This is a genomic window from Nostocoides australiense Ben110, assembly GCF_001050535.1.
GTDB lineage: Bacteria > Actinomycetota > Actinomycetes > Actinomycetales > Dermatophilaceae > Nostocoides_A > Nostocoides_A australiense.
The window spans coordinates 3,103,769-3,106,625 of sequence record NZ_HG764815.1 but is presented as its reverse complement, the minus strand read 5'-3'; the positions used below and the strand labels follow the sequence as shown (position 1 = coordinate 3,106,625).

The following is a 2,857-nucleotide window of genomic DNA, read 5'->3' as shown; positions in this document are numbered from 1 at the left end:
CGGCCCCCCCACCGCCTGGTCGGCCAGCGCCTCGCTGAACAGGCCGACGCCGACCGTCGCGACCACGGGTTCGCGCGGCAGAGCCACAGCCGAGCCGGCGCCCGGCCGCTCGCCGGTCCCCGCGGCAGTTGCTGCCTCGACGGGGTCGAATTGACTTCTCGACGGGATCGAATCGACATCTCGACGGGGGGTGGAGGTGCCGGTCAGGAAGGCAACGGCGGCGCGGGTCGCCTCCGCGTTGGAGAGGTATGCCGTGGCGCCGGCTTCCGCGAGCGCGCTCGCGCAGCGCTCCAAGCCCTGCGGGTCGCCTTGGGTGCCAACGAGACTCACGATGACCGGCAGCTCGCGCCCACCGTCGGCGGCTGTCGCCCGGGCCGCGCGGATCGCCTCGGCCAACTCGCCGGCCGGGTCCGGGTGGGCGCCATAGCCGAGCACGAGGTCGAGCAGGAGCACGCCGCACGTCGGGTCGGATCCCTCGGCCAGGATGCGCTCCTGGCGCAGCGCCGGATCGATCATCGGATGGGCGCGCCCCTGTGTCAGGCCGTCGTCGCCGAAATCGATGACGACGTGGCCGCCGTCGGCCGCCATGTCGGAGCCCAACGCGAGTTCGGGCGAGAGGGGGATATTGGAGCGGATGGGGCCGAGGGTCTCGCCGGCGATCAGCATCGCCTCATCGGCGAGTGTGCCACCGCAGAAGAGGCCGCGCAGCGAACCCCCACCCGAAACCCCGCCCGGCACAACGCCTTCCACCGAACCCCACGTCGGCCAAGCCGGCACCTCCACACCCGAGGCGGACAGGGCCGATTCCACCGATGCCGTCAGGTCGGGCCGCCCTGCGCCGAGGATCGCCCAGCGCACCGGGTGGCCGAGACCGGCGGCATACGACTCGAGATCGGCGAGCACCTCCTCGGCCGGCGGCTTCGAGACGACGAGGATCGATTCGGTGTCCTCGTCGGCGGCGAGCATCGCGAGGGCCTGCTTCGTCGACCGGCCGGCGACCTCCGACGTCAGATCCCGCCCACCGACACCGAGCACATGTGAGACGCCGACCCCGGCGGCGTCGAGCAGGCAGATCACTTGTTGCGCACCGGTTCCGGAGGCCGCGACGATGCCGACCGGTCCAGGAGCGACCACGTTCGCGAAGCCGAGCGCCACCCCACTGACGACCGCGGTCCCGCAGTCGGGACCCATGACCAGAACACCTCGCGCCGCTGCCGCGTCCTTGAGCGCGACCTCGTCCTCGACGGCGACGTTGTCGCTGAAGATCATGACGCTGACCCCGGCCTCGATCGCATCGAGGGCCTCGGCGCTCGCGTGCTCACCGGGCACGGAGATCAAGGCGAGGTCGGCATCACCCGCGGCGATCGCGCCGCCAAGGGTCACGGGTTCGGGCGGTGCGCCGAAGCCGGCGCGCGCTGATTGAGACGCCGCCTTCAACTCGGCCAGCGCCGAATCCACCGCTGCCACACCGGAATCCAGTGCCTCCTGCGACTCGCCGTGGAGCGCCACGACGACGTCGTTGACGCCGATCCCGTCGGGCAACGTGAACCCCATCCCGGCGAGCACCTCGAGGTTGAGTTCGGTCCCCATCGCCACCTGCGCCGCCGTGATCCCGGGCGTGGTCGCGATGCGCTTGGAGACCTGCATCAGGGTCACGGAGTCGTAGTAGGCACCAGTGCGGACGTCGACCAATTCAGGCACGGGCGGGCTCCTTTGTCAGAGAAGGGGATTGGTGGATCTGCCGGTGGGCGATAGCGATTTCGACGCCCCGGATCAGGGCCGGGCCGGACGTGTGGCCGATGTCTTCCACCGCGTGCCGGGCCGCCCCGGCGGCAGCGCGATTCCCCGACAGGCGGGCATCGGCATACGCGACGAGGGCGGGCACGGCATATCCCTGCGCCGCGGCGCGCACCAATGACGCAGACAGCGCCGTCGTGCGATCGAGCTGGGGGAGAACGGCATCCGCGATGGACGTGTCGTGGCCGGCGAACGCGACCAGCAGCGCCCCGCAGATCTCGTCGTCGCCCTCGGGGGTCAGCCCCCGGCCGCCGCCGAGGCGGTCGGCGGCCCACGAGGGGGGTAGTTCGACGGCATACGACCCGCTGCGACGCACCCGGGCCGGCCGCCACGTGCGGACGGCGCGCACCGGCCCAGCCGGCAGCAGTATGCAGTGGTCCAGGCTCTCGATCACGTCACCGGCCGCGACGCCCCACCGCATCCGGGTGGAGGAGTCCGGCAGTCGCCATGCCGTCGGGAGGGCCAGCGCGTCCGCGGTCACGAGGGGGAGGAGGCCCCGCTCGGGGTGATGGAGATAGAGCGCGGTGGGGAAGGCCGCCAGCACGTGCCAGACCAACTGCTCCGCGCCGACCGGAGGCGCGAGCGGAGAGCGGGCGGCGAACGGCATGTGGTCGAACCTAGCGACCCCGGCTAGTCTCCGCGTGTGGAGAAAGTTGCCAACGATTCCGGGCTCGGGGATCTCGACTTGCCAGGGCGCGCACGCACGCAAAGTGACTTCTCCCTGTCACTGGACGTCCCGGACGACCTCAACAAGCGCGGCCTGCGTGAGCTTGCCGACCAGCTCGTCGCCGCCCTGCGCCGCGAGGACGAGGTGCATCGCTCCCTCATCAGCACCGTGGTCGCCGGGGGCTCCCTGGCCGACCTGTGCCAAGCCCTGGCCGGGATGATGGACGCCGTCGTCATGGTGACCACCACCGACGGGCGGGTGATCGCGGAGGCCGGCGAGGCGGAGGCGGTGGCCGCGGCATACCGCTGCCCGGCGTTCGACCCGACCGGCCGCTTCCTCGTCGAACGCGAAAGCGTGGGGGAGCGCACCGGCACGGCGGACTGGGTGCGGCGG

The 2,857-nt window shown here is 71.9% G+C and carries 1 protein-coding gene and 2 pseudogenes; 1 reads left to right on the top strand and 2 read right to left on the bottom strand.

Going from position 1 to position 2,857, the window contains the following annotated elements; genetic code table 11:
* A pseudogene (locus BN11_RS15025) lies at positions 1–1,701 on the bottom strand (DUF1116 domain-containing protein); the annotation flags it as partial.
* Positions 1,694–2,404, bottom strand: a complete 711-nt coding sequence (locus BN11_RS15020) for an oxamate carbamoyltransferase subunit AllH family protein (RefSeq protein WP_048699005.1) — start codon at positions 2,402–2,404, stop codon at positions 1,694–1,696. The gene BN11_RS15020 and the pseudogene BN11_RS15025, both read right to left, overlap by 8 nt.
* A gap of 36 nt (positions 2,405–2,440) precedes the next feature.
* Between BN11_RS15020 and BN11_RS23965 the strand changes: the two are divergent.
* A pseudogene (locus BN11_RS23965) lies at positions 2,441–2,857 on the top strand (hypothetical protein); the annotation flags it as partial.